Genomic DNA, 14,226 nt, shown 5'->3' with positions numbered 1-14,226 from the left:
CGGCGGAAGAGGGAGGGGGCGAGGGGGCGGGGAGGCGCGGGTGCCGGGGCGGGTGAGGGCAGGGTCAGGCGACGAGGGCGCGGAGCTCGTCCTCGGCCGCCGGGCCGCCCGCGAGCGGGAGCAGGACCACGCCGTCGACACCGGCGCGGCGCGCGAGCTCGCGCACCTCGGCGGCCAGCAGGGCCGGCGTGGTGACGACCCGGGTCGCGGCGGGCGACCAGCCCAGGCCGGAGAGGGCGTCGAGGTACTCGAGGTGCGAGCGCTTGCGGCGGGCGGTGCGCTCGTCCGACGCGAGCACGACCTCGAGGTCCAGCACCACCCGCACCTCGGCGCGGTCGCGGCCGGCGTCGGCCACGGCCTCCTCGACGAGCGCGACCACCCGGGCGAGCGCCCCCACCGTCGGCACGGCCACGGAGAACTCGAGCCGGATGACGTCGGCGCGGGCGGCGGCGAGCGCGATCGCGGTCTCGGAGCCGGGGCGGAACTCGACGGTGCGGACGCCGTAGTCGGGGCTGCCGACGTGGATGTCGGGGCCGGCGGCGGCCGGAGCCGCGGACCGGACGGGCGCGGCGGGCACGGACGGCACGGCGGCGACCGGCTCGGCCCCGTCGACGCGACGGGGCTCCAGGGCCGGGAACCCGGCGGGAAGGGCGACGTGGTGGCGGCCGGGAGCGGTGGCGGCGCCGGGAAGACGGGTGGCGACCGCGGGCGCGCGGTGCAGCACGGGCTGAGCCATGGGGGTGTCCTCGAGGGGTGAGGCGGGGTGCGCGACGAGGGCCGTCCGGCCGCGGGCGCGCGGGGTCGTCAGCTCAGCGACAACACACCCGGCTCAGGAACACGCACGCACCGTAGCCCGGCCCCGCGGGGCGGGACCACGGCGCGTCCACATGGCGGGCGCCGGTGAACGGCGGCCGTCAGGAGACGAGCGCCCGCATCACCGAGGTGAAGAACCGCAGCCCGTCCGTGCCGCTGCGGGGGCCGCGCGCGCCGTCCGGCCCGAAGCCCGCCTCGACCGCGTGCTCGGGGTGCGGCATGAGACCGACGACGTTGCCGCGGGCGTTGCTGATGCCGGCGATGCCGCGGCGCGACCCGTTGGGGTTGTGGTCCTCGTAGCGGAAGACCACGCGTCCCTCGCCCTCGAGCTCGTCGAGCGTGCGCTCGTCGGCGACGTACTGGCCGTCCTGGTTCTTCAGCGGGATCGTGATGCGCTCGCCCTGGCGGTACTCGCGCGTCCAGGCCGTGTCCGTGGACTGCACCGACAGCACCTGCTCGCGGCAGACGAAGTGCAGGTGGTCGTTCTTGATCATCGAGCCGGGCAGCAGGTGCGCCTCGGTGAGGACCTGGAACCCGTTGCAGATGCCGAGCACGGGCATGCCCTTGCCGGCGGCCTCGACGACCTCGCCCATGACGGGCGCGAAGCGGCTGATGGCTCCGGCGCGCAGGTAGTCGCCGTAGGAGAACCCGCCGGGCAGCACGACGGCGTCGACGCCGTGCAGGTCGGCGTCCGCGTGCCAGAGCGCGACCGGCTCGGCGCCCGCGAGCCGCACGGCCCGCGCGGCGTCCCGGTCGTCGAGCGTCCCCGGGAAGGTGACGACGCCGATGCGGGTCATCAGGCCAGACCCTCCGAGGCGACGGTCGCGGCGGCGTCGGCCTCGGAGTCGGCGACCCGCACGACGTCCTCGATCACCGGGTTGGACAGCACCTGCTCGGCGGCGGCGGCCGCAGCCGCGAGCACCTCGGGGGTGACGGGGCCGTCGACCTCGAGCTCGAAGCGCTTGCCCTGCCGGACGGAGGTGAACTGGCCGAACCCGAGCCGCGGCAGCGCCCCGGCGACGGCCTTGCCCTGCGGGTCGAGGATCTCCGGCTTGGGCATCACATCGACGACGACTCGTCCCACGGGTGAGCTCCCTGGTTCGCGGCGGTGGGGGTGGAGCCCAGCCTACCGACCGCCGGGGGCGCTCCGATCCGCGCGGTCGGCAGGCGGGCGCGGTCCGTCCCGCACGCGGCGGCGGCGCCCGGCGGTCAGGCCGCCCGCACCACGCCCACGTGCGCCTCGGCCCCGCCGGTGAGGTACTCCCAGACGGTGCTGGTGCGACCGTCGCCCAGCTCCGGCGAGTAGCCGACCACCACGACGGCCCAGCCCCGGTCGAGCAGCGCGTCGCGCCAGTCGTCGTCGTGCTCGGCCACCAGCTCGTCGCCGTCCCCGACCCACAGGGTGGCCCAGCCGCCGGCCGCGGTGAGCGACGCCCGGTGCCCGTCGACCTGCGCCAGGCGCGGGTCGTCGGGGGTGCCGAGGCCGAGCGCCGCGACGAGCCGCGTCACCGGGGCGCGCGCGGCGGGGTCGTCGTCGGCGGGGTGCACCACCCAGCACGCGACCGGCCGGCCGTCGCGCGGGTGGAGCCCGAGGGCGGTGCGCGCGGCGACGCCGCGGGCCTGGCAGACGGGGTGGCGGGGAGGCATCGCCCTCGACGCTACGTCGGGGTCCCGGACGGCGCACCGGGCCGCCTGGGTGCTGCCACCCGTCGGCAGGAGATCGACGCAGGACGGCGGAGGAGGCCCTCCCGGGGGCCCGGGTCGACGCGCCACGATGACGGCATGGACATCGCCACGGACGCCGCCCTCCTCGTCATCGACGTGCAGCAGGGCTTCGACGACGCCGGGTTCTGGGGCCGCCGCGACAACCCGGACGCCGAGGGGAACATCGGCGCGCTGCTCGCCGCCTGGCGGCGCACGGGTCGCCCGGTCGTGGTCGTGCAGCACGTGTCGGCGCCGGGCAGGCCGCTGGCGGCGGACGCGCCCGGGCACGCGCTGAAGCCGGTGGTCGCGGGGGTGGAGCCGGCGCTGCTGGTGCGCAAGACGGTGAACTCCGCGTTCTACGGCACGCCCGACCTGCACGCCTGGCTGGGTGCCGCGGGCGTGCGGCAGCTCGTGCTCTGCGGGATCCAGACCAACATGTGCGTCGAGACGACCGCGCGGATGGCCGGCAACCTCGGGTACGACGTCGTGCTGCCGGTCGACGCCACGCACACCTTCGACCTGGCGGGGCCGGACGGGACGGTGGTCCGCGCCGAGGACCTCGCCCGCGCGACCGCCACGAACCTGCACGGCGGCGGGTTCGCGCGCGTGGTCGCGACGGCGGACGTGCTCGCGGCGGCGGAGCGCCCGGCGGCCTGACCCGCCCTCACAGCTCCCGGTGCGTCCAGCGCCCCGCGAGCAGCGTCCCGGCGACCGGCAGCTCCCGCAGCGCGGTCGACGCCGACAGCGGGTCGGCGTCGAGCACCGCCAGGTCGGCGGGCGCCCCGACGGCGAGCGTCAGCGGCTGCCCGTCGGTGGAGGCGCGCAGGGCCGTCAGCAGGTCGAGCCGCTGCTCCGGGTGCCAGGGCTCGCGTCCGTCGCGGGTGCGCTCCACCGCGGCCGCCACGGCGATCCACGGGTCGAGCGGCGCGACGGGCGCGTCCGAGCCGAGCGCGAGCCGCACCCCCGCGGCGGCCAGGGTGGCGAACGGGAACGCGCGGTGCGTGCGGCCCGCCCAGTGGCGGTCGGCGACGTCCCGGTCGTCCACGGCGTGCTCGGGCTGCACGGAGGCGACGACGTCGAGCGCCGCGAACCGGGCGACGTCCGCGTCGACGAGCAGCTGGGCGTGCTCCACCGAGCCGCGCGCGCCGGACGCCTCGAACGCGTCGAGGGCGAGCGTGTTGGCGTGGTCCCCGATCGCGTGGATCGCGCACGTGAGGCCCTTGCGGTGGGCGTGCGTCATGAGCGGCACGAGGTGCTCGGGCGGCACGGACAGCACCCCGTGGGCGTCCGGGCCGCTCAGGCCGGGGTACGGGTCGTGGCAGTAGGCGGTGCGGGTGTTGAGCGAGCCGTCGGTGACGACCTTGAGCGGCCCCTGCTGCAGCAGGCCGCCGGTGCCGACGACGACGTCGCCCGTGCGCAGCTCCTCGGCGAGCACCCGGTCGAGGAACGGCTCCCAGACGCCGGCGCGGACGCGCAGGGAGTCGAACCCCGCCGCCGTGCGCCGCCGCCACGGGCCGAGGTTCTCGGTGATCTCGTAGTCGACCACCCCGACCACGCCCCGCCGGGCGGCCGCGCGCGCCGCGTCCGCGACCCAGGCGTCCGCCACCTCGTCGGGCACCTGGTCGACGACGGCGGTCAGCGGCAGCCACTCCGTCTCGCGCAGCAGGCCCGTGGGGTGCGCCGGCACGCCCGCGTACCGCAGCCCGGCCGTGCTGAACCACGCGCAGTGCAGGTCGGCCGACACCAGGACGACGGGCGTCTCCCCCACGGCGGCGTCGAGCAGCGCGGACGTCGGCTCGTCCGGCCACAGCCCGTCGCGGAACCCGTAGCCCACCAGCGCGGTGCCGGGCAGCATGACGGTCGCGGCGAGGCGCTCGGTGACCAGGCGGACCGCGTGCGCCGCCGACGTGGCGCCCGAGACGTCGAGCCGCTGGCGCGCGAGCGCCCACTGCGTCAGGTGGGTGTGCTGGTCCCAGAGCCCCGGGACGACGGTGCGCCCGTCCAGGTCGACCTGCTCGACGCCGGCTCCGGCCGTGCGGGCGAGGTCCGGCCCCACGGCGTGCACCCGCCCGTCGCGCAGCAGCACGTCGACGGTGCGGGCGGCGCCCAGCAGGCGCGCGCGGGTGAGGACGAGCGGTCGGGACATGGGACTCCGTTCGGTGCGGCGGGCGGGCGCCCGCGGGGCGTCAACCCTGGTCGGGTCGGCGGGCGAGCTCGGCACGCATCGCCGCGGCGAGCCCCGGGTTGGCGTAGTGCGGGTCGTCCTCGAGGGCGGTGGCGACGCGCTCGGCGACCTCGCGGGGCTTGTCCTGGCTGAGTTTGGCCTTGCCCTGCCAGCGCGTGACGCGCATCCGGAACCCCACGGCGCCGGGCGCGATGCGGCGGGCGTAGCCCTCGACGTCGGGCATCCGGACCGGGTCGGGCATCGGGGCCTCGTACCGGTCGACGGTCGCGCCCATGACGGCGTACGACTCCTCGGGGCCGAGCAGCTCGAGCGTCCCGTACAGGTGCACGGCCACGTAGTTCCAGGTCGGCACGGCGGGCGCGTAGCCGTACCAGCCCGGCGAGACGTAGCCGTACGGCCCCTCGACCACGAGCAGGTGCTCCCGGGTGCCGTCGACGTCGTGCAGCAGCTCGTCCGGCCGGCCGAGGTGGCTCAGCACGCTCAGGGGAGCCGCGGGGACGGTGAACCGGTCCGGCAGGGCGCGCGCGTGCCGCCCGGGCCGGCGCGGGTCGGCGGGGCCGTCCGGTCCGGCCGCGGCGCCCGGCCGCGCGGCCGGGTCTTCCCCCGGAGCCCCCTCCTCCAGCAGGATCGGCACGTGCGACGCGACCGGCCCGTCGGCGGTCGCCGACACGAGCGTCGCCCAGCCGTGCTCCCGCACGAGGTCCCGCACGCGCGCCTCGTCGGTGAGCACGTAGTCCTCGGTGTGGATCACGTGCCCCATGCAACCACCGCGACGGGCCGGGGCGGCAGCACCCCCGCGTGTCGGACGTGTTAAAGATTCATTTCCTACTGAACTTTCAGCACTCACCCTATTGACGGGTCGTCGCTGCCCACGGTCGACTGAGCCACCCCCGAGGCACCCCCGGATGTGGAGGCTCCCCATGAACTCGACGCGACCCCGGCTGCTGGCCGGAGCCCTCGCGCTCTCCCTGACCCTCGCCGCGTGCAGCGGCGGCGGCGGGTCCGACGACGACGCCTCCACCGCGACCGGCGGCGGCGGCGCGATCAGCGTGGGCGTCACCGACCCGGCCCAGATCATCCCCGGCCGCCAGACCGTCGCCTACGACTTCAGCATGGCCGTGTGGTCGTCGCTGACCTGGGCGGACGACGCCGGCGACCTCACGATGCTGGCCGCCGAGTCGGTCGAGTCCGACGACGCGACGACCTGGACCATCACGCTCAAGGACGGCTGGACGTTCCACGACGGCACCCCGGTGACCGCCCAGGACTACGTCGACTCCTGGAACGCGGTGGCGTACGGCCCGAACGCGTTCGAGAACACCGGCCAGCTCGCGAACGTCGTGGGCTACGCCGACCTCAACCCCGCCGAGGGCGAGCCCACCACCACCGAGATGTCCGGCCTGACGGTGGTGGACGACCTGACGTTCACCGTCGAGCTGACCGGCCCCGACGGGCAGTTCCCCCTCCAGCTCAGCCAGGGCCAGACGGCGATGTACCCGATGCCCGCCACCGCCGCCGACGACTTCGACGCGTACAACCGGCACCCGGTCGGCAACGGCCCGTTCGCGCTCACGGACGACTACGTCGAGAACGAGCCGCTGGTGGTCGAGCGCTACGCGGACTACCAGGGCCCGGCGCCGTCGGTGGACCGGATCAGCTTCGTGCCGTACGCGGACACCACGACCGCCTACACCGACGTGCAGGCCGGCAACCTCGACGTCGTCGGCGTCCCGGCCTCCCGCCTCCAGCAGGCGCCCGCGGACTTCGGCGACCGGCTGTACTCCTTCGAGGCGCCCGGCATCTCCTACCTGGGCCTGCCGCTGTGGGACGAGCGCTACTCCGACGTCCGGGTGCGCCAGGCGATCTCCATGGCGATCGACCGGGAGACCATCGACGAGGTCATCTACGGCGGCACCTTCACGCCCGCCACCGCGCTGACCCCGGCGGTCGAGGCCGGCACGCCCGAGGGCATCTGCGGCGAGCTGTGCGAGTACGACCCCGACGCCGCCAAGGCCCTGCTCGACGAGGCCGGCGGGTTCGACGGCACCATCGACATCTACTACCCCGGCGGCATCGGCCTGGACGAGCTCTACACCGCCATCGCCAACCAGCTCCGGCAGAACCTCGGCGTGGAGTCGGTCGCCACCCCCAGCACGGACTGGGCCGAGTTCTACGAGACCCGGCTGAACGGGGACGTCGACGGGCCGTTCTTCTCCCGCTGGGGCGCGCTGTACCCCAGCCAGCAGAACACCCTGCGGGCGTTCTACGTGGACGGCGGCGGCTGCGCCAACTGCATCCCGTACTACGAGCCGGAGGTCGCCGAGCTCATCGCCACCGCCGACGCCCAGGTGGACGCCGCGGACGCGGCCGACGCCTACGCCGCGGTGCAGGAGCGGATCATGGAGGACTTCCCGGCGCCGCCGCTGTTCTTCGAGACCTACTCCTACGTGACGTCGGAGCGCGTCGCGGACCTGCCGACCTCGGCGGTCGGCAACCCGACGTACGCCGCCGTGACGCTGGCCGAGGGCGCATGAGCCGGCGCACCACCGGCGCGGCGGGCTCGCTCGAGGACGTCCTCGAGCGGGTCCGCCGCGTGCCTCCCCTGCACGACTTCCCGGGCGTCGACGCGCTGCTCGCGTGGTTCGACGCCCTGGCCGACGACCACCCCGGGCTGGTGCGGCGCCGGCGCATCGGGACCTCCCGGCTCGGCGAGCCGCTGTGGTCGTACGCCGTCGGCCACGGGCCGCGCCCCCAGCTGCTGTTCGCCGGGGTGCACCCCAACGAGCCGATCGGGTTCCGCACGCTGCAGCACCTGGCCGCCGAGCTGGTCGCCGACGAGGAGCTGCGGGAGGCGAGCGCGTCGACCTGGCACCTCGTGCCGTGCATCGACCCCGACGGCACCCGCCTCAACGAGGGCTGGTTCGCGGACCCGACCGACCGCACCGCGTACGCGCGCCGGTTCTACCGCCCGGCCCCGGACGAGCAGGTGGAGTGGTCGTTCCCGTTCGCGCACCGGGACGCCTGGTTCGACGCGGTGATCCCCGAGACGCAGGCGCTGATGCGGCTCATCGACGACGTGCGGCCCGAGCTGATGATGTCGCTGCACAACGCCGAGATGGGCGGCGTCTACTACTACGTGAGCGAGGACGTGCCCGGCGTCGTGCCCGCCCTGCACGCGGTGCCGCGGGCGCTGGGCCTGCCGCTCGACACCGGCGAGCCCGAGTCGCCCTCGCTGCGGCGCATGGCCCCGGCCGTGTACTGGGCGATGTCGACCCGCGACGAGTACGAGTACCTCGACTCCCTCGGCCTGGACGCCGCGTCGATGGTCGGGGGCGAGTCCTCCGCGGCCTACGCCGCCCGGTACGGCACGGTCAGCCTGGTCGCGGAGCTGCCCTACTGGTCGCACCCGCTGGCCGAGGACGACACGCCGACCTCGGCGGACTACGCGGACGTCGTGCGGGCGAAGGGCGAGGCGCTGCTCGAGCTGGGCGGCGCGCTCGCCGGCCTGCTCGACGAGGCCCGGCCGGACCTGTCCGTGCGCACGCCGTTCCTGCGGGCCAGCGAGGCGTTCGTCCCGATGATGTCGGTGTCCGGCCGCACGGAGATCGCGCGGGCCGCCCGGCCCGGGACGTCCCGCCCGGCCACCGCCGCCGAGGTGTTCAGCACCGAGGACGTGGTGCGGTGCTTCCGGCTGCGGTTCGGCGGGATGCTGCTGCGCGCGCTCGACGCCGAGGTGGCCGCGGGCATCGCCACCGCGCGCGTCCGCCGGGTGCTGGACCGCGGGCGCGCGCTGTACGGGGAGTGGGTCGCGGAGGCCGAGGGCGTGACCGGCGTGCAGGTGCTGCCGGTCGAGAAGCTCGTCGGCGTGCAGTACGGCGCGGCGCTGGCGACCGTGCGGTGCCTCGCGGACCGGGCCGGCGCCGGCGCGGGCGGTGGCCGGTGAGCCGCTACCTCGTCCGCCGCGTCGCCGAGCTCGTCCTGGTGTTCCTCGGCGTCACGCTCATCATCTACCTCATGGTCTTCGCCCTGCCGGGCGACCCGATCCAGGCGCTCGGCGGCGACCGGCCGCTGCCCCCGAACGTCGTGGCGGAGCTGCGCGAGCGCTACCACCTGGACGAGCCCGTGCTGCAGCAGTACGCCCGCTACCTCGGCGGCCTGGTGCAGGGCGACCTGGGGACCAACTTCACGGGCCAGTCGGTCGGCGAGCGCATGTCGCTGCGCTGGCCGGTCACCATCACGCTCGCGCTCACGGCGTGGGGCATCGAGGTGGTGCTCGGCGTGCTCCTCGGCCTGTTCGCGGGCCTGCGGCGCGGGCGCACCGCGGACCGGCTGGTGCTGGCCGGGACGATCCTCGCGACCAGCATCCCGGTGTTCGTGGTCGCGGTGTCCGCCCAGCTGCTGTTCGGCGTGCGGCTCGGCTGGTTCCCGGTCGCCGGCACCACGGCGGGCTGGCCGACCTCGTACCTGCTGCCCGCCCTCGTCATCGCGGTGTTCGGGCTCGCGTCCGTCACGCGCCTCATGCGCGGCAGCGTGGTCGACACCCTGCAGTCCGACTTCGTGCGGACGCTGTGGGCCAAGGGCCTGCGGCGCCGCGAGGTCGTCGGCGTCCACGTGATGCGCAACTCCGCCATCCCGGTGCTGACGTTCCTGGCCATCGACCTCGGCTACCTGCTCGGCGGCACCGTCGTCGTCGAGGGCGTGTTCAACCTGCCGGGCGTCGGGAACCTGCTGTTCCAGGCGATCCGCACCCACGAGGGCCCGACGGTGGTGGGCGTCTCCACGGCGCTGATCATCGTGTTCCTGCTGACCAACCTCGTCGTGGACCTGCTGTCGTCCGTGCTCGACCCGAGGATCCGCCATGAGTGAGACGATCGCCGCGACCGCGCTCGACCCGGCGCAGGGCGCCCCCGCCGCCGGTCCGGCCACGCCCCGCGGGGTGTGGCGCACGCTGCGGCGCCGGCCCCTGTTCTGGGTCTGCGCCGTCGTCCTCGCGCTGCTCGCCCTCGTCGCCGTCGTCCCGCAGGCGTTCGCCGGGCTGTTCGGCCAGCCGGACCCGCGCGTGTGCGACCTGTCCGCGAGCGCCCGCCCGCCCGGCGGCGACCACGTGTTCGGCACGGACGTGCAGGGCTGCGACGTGTTCGCGAACGTCGTGTACGGCACCCGCGCCTCCCTCACGGTCGGGGTGCTGTGCACCGTCATCGCGCTGCTCGTCGCGCTCGTCCTGGGGACGGCCGCCGGGTTCTACGGCGGGTTCGCGGACCGGCTGATCGCCCGGCTCACCGACGTGTTCCTCGGGTTCCCGTTCCTGCTCGGGGCCGTCGTGGTGCTGACGTCCATCGGCACCCGCTCCGCCGTCACGGTCGCCCTGGTGCTCGCGCTGTTCTCCTGGCCGACGATGGCGCGCCTCGTGCGGTCGTCCGTGCGCGCGGTGCGGGACGCCCCCTACGTGGAGGCGGCACGGGCGATGGGCCTGCGGGACCGGCGGATCATCGCGCGGTACGTGCTGCCGAACTCCATCGGGCCGGTGCTGGCCGTCGCGACCACGATGGTCGGCGGCGTCATCGTCTCGGAGTCCACGCTGACGTTCCTCGGGCTCGGGCTGCGCGCGCCGTCGATCTCCTGGGGCCTGCAGCTCTCCAGCGCGCAGGCGTACTTCCAGACCTCCCCGCACATGCTCGTGTTCCCGAGCCTGTTCCTGACCGTGACCGTCCTCGCGATGATCACCCTGGGTGACGTGCTGCGCGACACCCTGGACCCGAGGTCGCGCTGACCGCGCGACCGGGGCCCACCCGACCCGACCGACCCGGCCCGCCGACCGCGGGCCCGCCGACCGAGAGGCACCACCCGATGTCCGACCGCACCGCCCAGACCGTCCGATCCGCCGCCCCCTACCTGTGGTCGTGGGTGGAGCAGCAGGCCGCGTACCGCCGCGCGACCGGCGTCCAGGTGGCCGTGCGGGTGGACGGCGAGCTGCTGCTGGACGCGGCGTGGGGCGTGGCCGACGTGACGACCGGGGAGCCGCTCACCACCGGGCACCTGTTCCGGATCGCGTCGCACTCCAAGACGTTCACCGCGACGGCCGTGCTGCAGCTCGTGGAGCAGGGCCGGCTGCGGCTGGACGACACGCTCGGCACGTACGTCCCGGAGCTCGCCACCTCGCCGCTGGCGTCGCGGACGCTCCGCGAGGTGCTCGGGCACCAGGCGGGGGTGGTCCGCGACGGCGACCGCGCGGACTTCTGGCAGCTCGACGGGCCGTTCCCCGACCGGGAGGCGCTGCTGGCCGACGTCCTCGCGCACGGCGAGGTGTACGGCCCGAACGAGCACTTCAAGTACTCGAACGTCGGCTACTCGCTGCTCGGCCTCGTCATCGAGGAGGTCACGGGGCTGCCCTACGCGCAGCACCTGCACCGCGCCGTCGTCGAGCCGCTCGGGCTCACGCGCACCGGCGCCGAGTACGACCCCGCGCGCGCGTCCGAGTACGCCGCCGGGCACACCGGGCTGCTGGACGCCGACGACCGCCGCGAGCGCATCGAGCACGTCGACACCCGCGCGATGGCGGCGGCGACCGGCTTCTACTCGACCGCGGCCGAGCTGTCCGCCTACGGCTCCGCGCACGTGCTCGGCGACGAGCGGCTGCTCACCGACGCGTCCAAGCGCCTCATGCAGCGGCTCGAGTCGGTCGTCACCGCCTACGGCACCGAGGTCGGCCGGTACGGCGTCGGCATGGACCGGCACACCATCGGCGACCGGGAGGTGGTCGGGCACTCCGGCGGCTACCCCGGGCACATCACGCGCACCTACGTCGACCCGGAGGACGGCCTCGTCGTCAGCGTGCTCACCAACGCGGTGGACGGCCCCGCCGACCCGATCGCCGTCGGGCTGATCAAGCTGGTCGACCTGGCCCTGAAGGCGCCCGAGGCGCCCGGGCCGGGCGTGGAGGCCGCGGCGGGCGCACGCCCGCTCGCCGACTACACCGGCCGGTTCGCGAACCTGTGGGGCGTCATGGACGTCGCCGAGCTCGGGGACCGGCTGGTGCTGCTGCGGCCCTCCGCCCCGGACCCGGTCGCCGCCTACGAGGAGCTCACCGTCGCCGGGCCGGACGCGCTGCAGATCCACCGCGGCCCCGGGTTCGGCACCGTCGGCGAGCGGCTCACCTACGAGCGCGACGCCGACGGCACCGTGACCAGCGTCCGCGCGGCGATGACCTCGTGGCCGCTGGCCGAGTTCCGGGCACGCCGGACCGCGATGACGGTCCGGCGTGCCGGCGCCCTGCCCGCCCCTACGGTGAGCGCATGACGACCGCCCCGGACCCCGCCGAGCCCACCCTCGACGACGACGCCCTCGAGTGGATCGAGCAGTTCGCCTCCACGTGGGACAACGCGAACAGCTCGCGCATGGAGGGCCGCGTCGTCGGCCTGCTCATGATCATCGACCGGCCCTACCTGTCGTCCCAGCAGATCGCCACGCTGCTGCAGGCGTCGGCCGGCGCCGTGTCGACCGCCACGCGGCACCTCGTCGAGATCGGCTTCATCCTGCGGCACTCCATCCCCGGCGACCGGAACCACTACTTCCGCGCCGAGGACGACATCTGGGGCTCGTGGCTCGCGAGCGAGCGCACGTACCTGCCGCGGCTCCAGCGGGTCATCGACTCCGGGCTGATGGCCGTCTCGGAGACCGACCCCGGCCCGCGACGGCGCCTGCTCAACGCCCGCAACTACTTCGAGTGGCTCGCCGGCTACCACCGCCAGATGCTCGCGGACTGGGAGGCCCACCGCGACGCCCTGGCCGCCGCCGACACCGCCGCCGCCCCTCCCGCCCCCACCCCTCCCGAGACCCCAGGAGCACCGTGAGCGCCACCACCGAGCCCGTGCTGCGGGTGCGCGACCTGACCGTGACGTTCCGCGTCGACGGCGGGCGCTCCCCGGACGTCCACGCGGTGCGCGGCGTGTCGTACGACCTGCTGCCGGGCGAGGTCCTCGCGGTGGTCGGCGAGTCCGGCTCCGGCAAGTCCGTGTCGTCCCTCGCGCTGCTCGGCCTGCTGCCCGGCACCGCCCGCGTCAGCGGCAGCGCCCGCCTGGGCGACCAGGAGCTCGTGGGCCTCGACCGCCGCGCGCTGTCCGAGGTGCGTGGCCGGCGGATCGCGATGATCTTCCAGGACCCGGGCAACGCGCTGGACCCGGTGTTCACGGTCGGCTACCAGCTCCGCGAGATGCTGCGCCGGCACGTCCCCGGCCTGACGCGCGCGCAGCGCACCGCCCGCGCGGTCGAGCTGCTGCGCATGGTCGAGCTGCCCGACCCCGAGGAGCGGCTGCGGTTCTACCCGCACCAGCTCTCGGGCGGGCAGGCGCAGCGCGTGATGATCGCGATGGCCCTGGCCTGCGACCCGGAGATCCTCGTCGCCGACGAGCCGACCACCGCGCTGGACGTCACCGTGCAGCAGGAGGTGCTGGACGTGCTGCGCCGGCTGCGGGAGCGCACGTCCGCCGCGATCGTCCTCATCACGCACGACATGGGCGTGGTGGCCGACCTGGCCGACCGGGTCGTCGTCATGCGCGACGGCGAGGTGGTCGAGACGGCCGAGGTCGCCGCGCTGTTCGCCGCGCCCGCCGCCGCGTACACCCGCACGCTGCTGGCCGCGGTGCCGCGCATCGGCGCGCCCGCCCGGGACAGCGCCGCCGACGACCGCGAGCGCCCGGCCCTCAACGTCGAGCGGCTCGTCGTGGAGTACCGCAACCGCCGCGGGCGCGTCGTGCGGGCCGTCGACGACGTGACGCTGCGGGTGCAGCCCGGGGAGATGGTGGCGCTGGTCGGGGAGTCCGGCTCCGGCAAGTCCACGCTCGGCCGGTGCGCGCTCGGCCTGGCGCCGCTCACCTCCGGGACGGTCGAGGTGGTCGGCACCCGCCTCGGGACGGACACCCCGCGCGCCGTGCGGGCCGCGCGCACCCGCATCGGCGTCGTGTTCCAGAACCCGGCCGCGTCGCTCAACCCCCGGTACACCGTCGGGGAGTCCGTCGCGGAGCCGCTGCGCGTGCACGCGGGGCTGCGGGGGCCGGCCCTCGACGCACGCGTCGCCGAGCTGCTCGAGAGCGTCGAGCTGCCCGCCGCCTGGGCGTCCCGGTACCCGCACGAGCTGTCCGGCGGCCAGCGGCAGCGGGTGTCCATCGCGCGCGCCGTCTCGCTCGACCCGGAGCTGCTCATCGCCGACGAGCCGACCTCGGCCCTGGACGTCTCCGTGCAGGCCACGGTGCTGGAGCTGTTCCGGTCGATCCAGCAGCGGCTGCGGTTCGCGTGCCTGTTCATCAGCCACGACCTGGCCGTCGTGGACGAGCTCGCCGACCGCGTCGCCGTCATGCACCGCGGCCGGCTCGTGGAGGTCGGCGAGCGCAGCACGGTGCTCGGCGCGCCGCAGGACGACTACACGCGCCGGCTGCTCGCGGCGGCCCCGGTGCCCGACCCGGCCGCGCAGGCGGAGCGGCGGGCGGCACGGCTCGCGGGCTGACGCGCGCGGGCCGCCCGGGCCCCGC

The 14,226-nt window shown here is 75.5% G+C and carries 14 protein-coding genes; 8 read left to right on the top strand and 6 right to left on the bottom strand.

What is annotated here, in order from left to right:
- Positions 1 to 64 precede the first annotated feature (64 nt).
- The 4 genes from P9841_RS14300 to P9841_RS14285 form a co-directional block, all read right to left on the bottom strand.
- Positions 65 to 736: a hypothetical protein gene (locus P9841_RS14300; RefSeq protein WP_283319314.1), complete on the bottom strand. Its 672-nt coding sequence runs from the start codon at positions 734 to 736 to the stop codon at positions 65 to 67.
- A 178-nt stretch (positions 737 to 914) separates the two neighbouring features.
- Positions 915 to 1,610, bottom strand: a complete 696-nt coding sequence (purQ, locus tag P9841_RS14295) for a phosphoribosylformylglycinamidine synthase subunit PurQ (protein WP_283319313.1) — start codon at positions 1,608 to 1,610, stop codon at positions 915 to 917.
- A complete protein-coding gene (gene purS, locus P9841_RS14290) occupies positions 1,610 to 1,897 on the bottom strand; it encodes a phosphoribosylformylglycinamidine synthase subunit PurS (RefSeq protein ID WP_222170431.1) in 288 nt (95 codons plus the stop codon). Before purS ends, purQ begins: the two co-directional genes overlap by 1 nt.
- 125 nt (positions 1,898 to 2,022) lie before the next feature.
- Positions 2,023 to 2,460, bottom strand: a complete 438-nt coding sequence (locus tag P9841_RS14285; RefSeq protein WP_283319312.1) for a hypothetical protein — start codon at positions 2,458 to 2,460, stop codon at positions 2,023 to 2,025.
- Positions 2,461 to 2,595: 135 nt separating this feature from the next.
- On the opposite strand from P9841_RS14285, the gene P9841_RS14280 reads away from it, so the two are divergent.
- The gene (locus tag P9841_RS14280; RefSeq protein ID WP_283319311.1) at positions 2,596 to 3,174 is read left to right on the top strand and encodes a cysteine hydrolase family protein; all 579 of its coding nucleotides are present in this window, start codon (positions 2,596 to 2,598) and stop codon (positions 3,172 to 3,174) included.
- Positions 3,175 to 3,181: 7 nt separating this feature from the next.
- Here P9841_RS14280 and P9841_RS14275 read toward each other — a convergent pair whose 3' ends face one another.
- Both P9841_RS14275 and P9841_RS14270 read right to left on the bottom strand, forming a co-directional pair.
- Positions 3,182 to 4,663 carry an amidohydrolase gene (locus tag P9841_RS14275; protein WP_283319310.1) on the bottom strand — a complete coding sequence of 494 codons (1,482 nt, stop codon included), beginning with the start codon at positions 4,661 to 4,663 and terminating at the stop codon, positions 3,182 to 3,184.
- A 40-nt stretch (positions 4,664 to 4,703) separates the two neighbouring features.
- A complete protein-coding gene (locus P9841_RS14270; RefSeq protein ID WP_283319309.1) occupies positions 4,704 to 5,462 on the bottom strand; it encodes an FMN-binding negative transcriptional regulator in 759 nt (252 codons plus the stop codon).
- Between the two features lie 160 nt (positions 5,463 to 5,622).
- On the opposite strand from P9841_RS14270, the gene P9841_RS14265 reads away from it, so the two are divergent.
- From P9841_RS14265 to P9841_RS14235, 7 genes are all read left to right on the top strand, one after another.
- Complete coding sequence (locus tag P9841_RS14265; protein ID WP_283319308.1) at positions 5,623 to 7,236, top strand: peptide ABC transporter substrate-binding protein; 1,614 nt, start codon at positions 5,623 to 5,625, stop codon at positions 7,234 to 7,236.
- Positions 7,233 to 8,645, top strand: coding sequence for a M14 family zinc carboxypeptidase (locus P9841_RS14260; RefSeq protein ID WP_283319307.1), 1,413 nt, complete (start codon positions 7,233 to 7,235; stop codon positions 8,643 to 8,645). The genes P9841_RS14265 and P9841_RS14260 overlap by 4 nt, the downstream gene beginning before the upstream one ends.
- On the top strand, positions 8,642 to 9,568 hold the full coding sequence (locus tag P9841_RS14255; RefSeq protein ID WP_283319306.1) for an ABC transporter permease: 927 nt from the start codon (positions 8,642 to 8,644) through the stop codon (positions 9,566 to 9,568). Before P9841_RS14260 ends, P9841_RS14255 begins: the two co-directional genes overlap by 4 nt.
- On the top strand, positions 9,561 to 10,472 hold the full coding sequence (locus P9841_RS14250) for an ABC transporter permease (RefSeq protein WP_283319305.1): 912 nt from the start codon (positions 9,561 to 9,563) through the stop codon (positions 10,470 to 10,472). Before P9841_RS14255 ends, P9841_RS14250 begins: the two co-directional genes overlap by 8 nt.
- Before the next feature lie 77 nt (positions 10,473 to 10,549).
- Entirely contained in the window at positions 10,550 to 11,998 is a 1,449-nt protein-coding gene (locus tag P9841_RS14245) for a serine hydrolase (protein WP_283319304.1), read from the top strand.
- Positions 11,995 to 12,552 (top strand): GbsR/MarR family transcriptional regulator, encoded by a 558-nt coding sequence (locus P9841_RS14240; protein WP_283319303.1) that lies wholly within the window; start codon positions 11,995 to 11,997, stop codon positions 12,550 to 12,552. The genes P9841_RS14245 and P9841_RS14240 overlap by 4 nt, the downstream gene beginning before the upstream one ends.
- The gene (locus P9841_RS14235) at positions 12,549 to 14,201 is read left to right on the top strand and encodes a dipeptide ABC transporter ATP-binding protein (RefSeq protein WP_283319302.1); all 1,653 of its coding nucleotides are present in this window, start codon (positions 12,549 to 12,551) and stop codon (positions 14,199 to 14,201) included. The genes P9841_RS14240 and P9841_RS14235 overlap by 4 nt, the downstream gene beginning before the upstream one ends.
- The last annotated feature ends 25 nt before the right edge of the window (positions 14,202 to 14,226 follow it).

It is taken from the genome of Cellulomonas sp. ES6, from assembly GCF_030053835.1.
In the GTDB taxonomy this organism is placed as follows: domain Bacteria; phylum Actinomycetota; class Actinomycetes; order Actinomycetales; family Cellulomonadaceae; genus Cellulomonas.
This window is presented reverse-complemented; position numbering and strand designations above follow the sequence as displayed.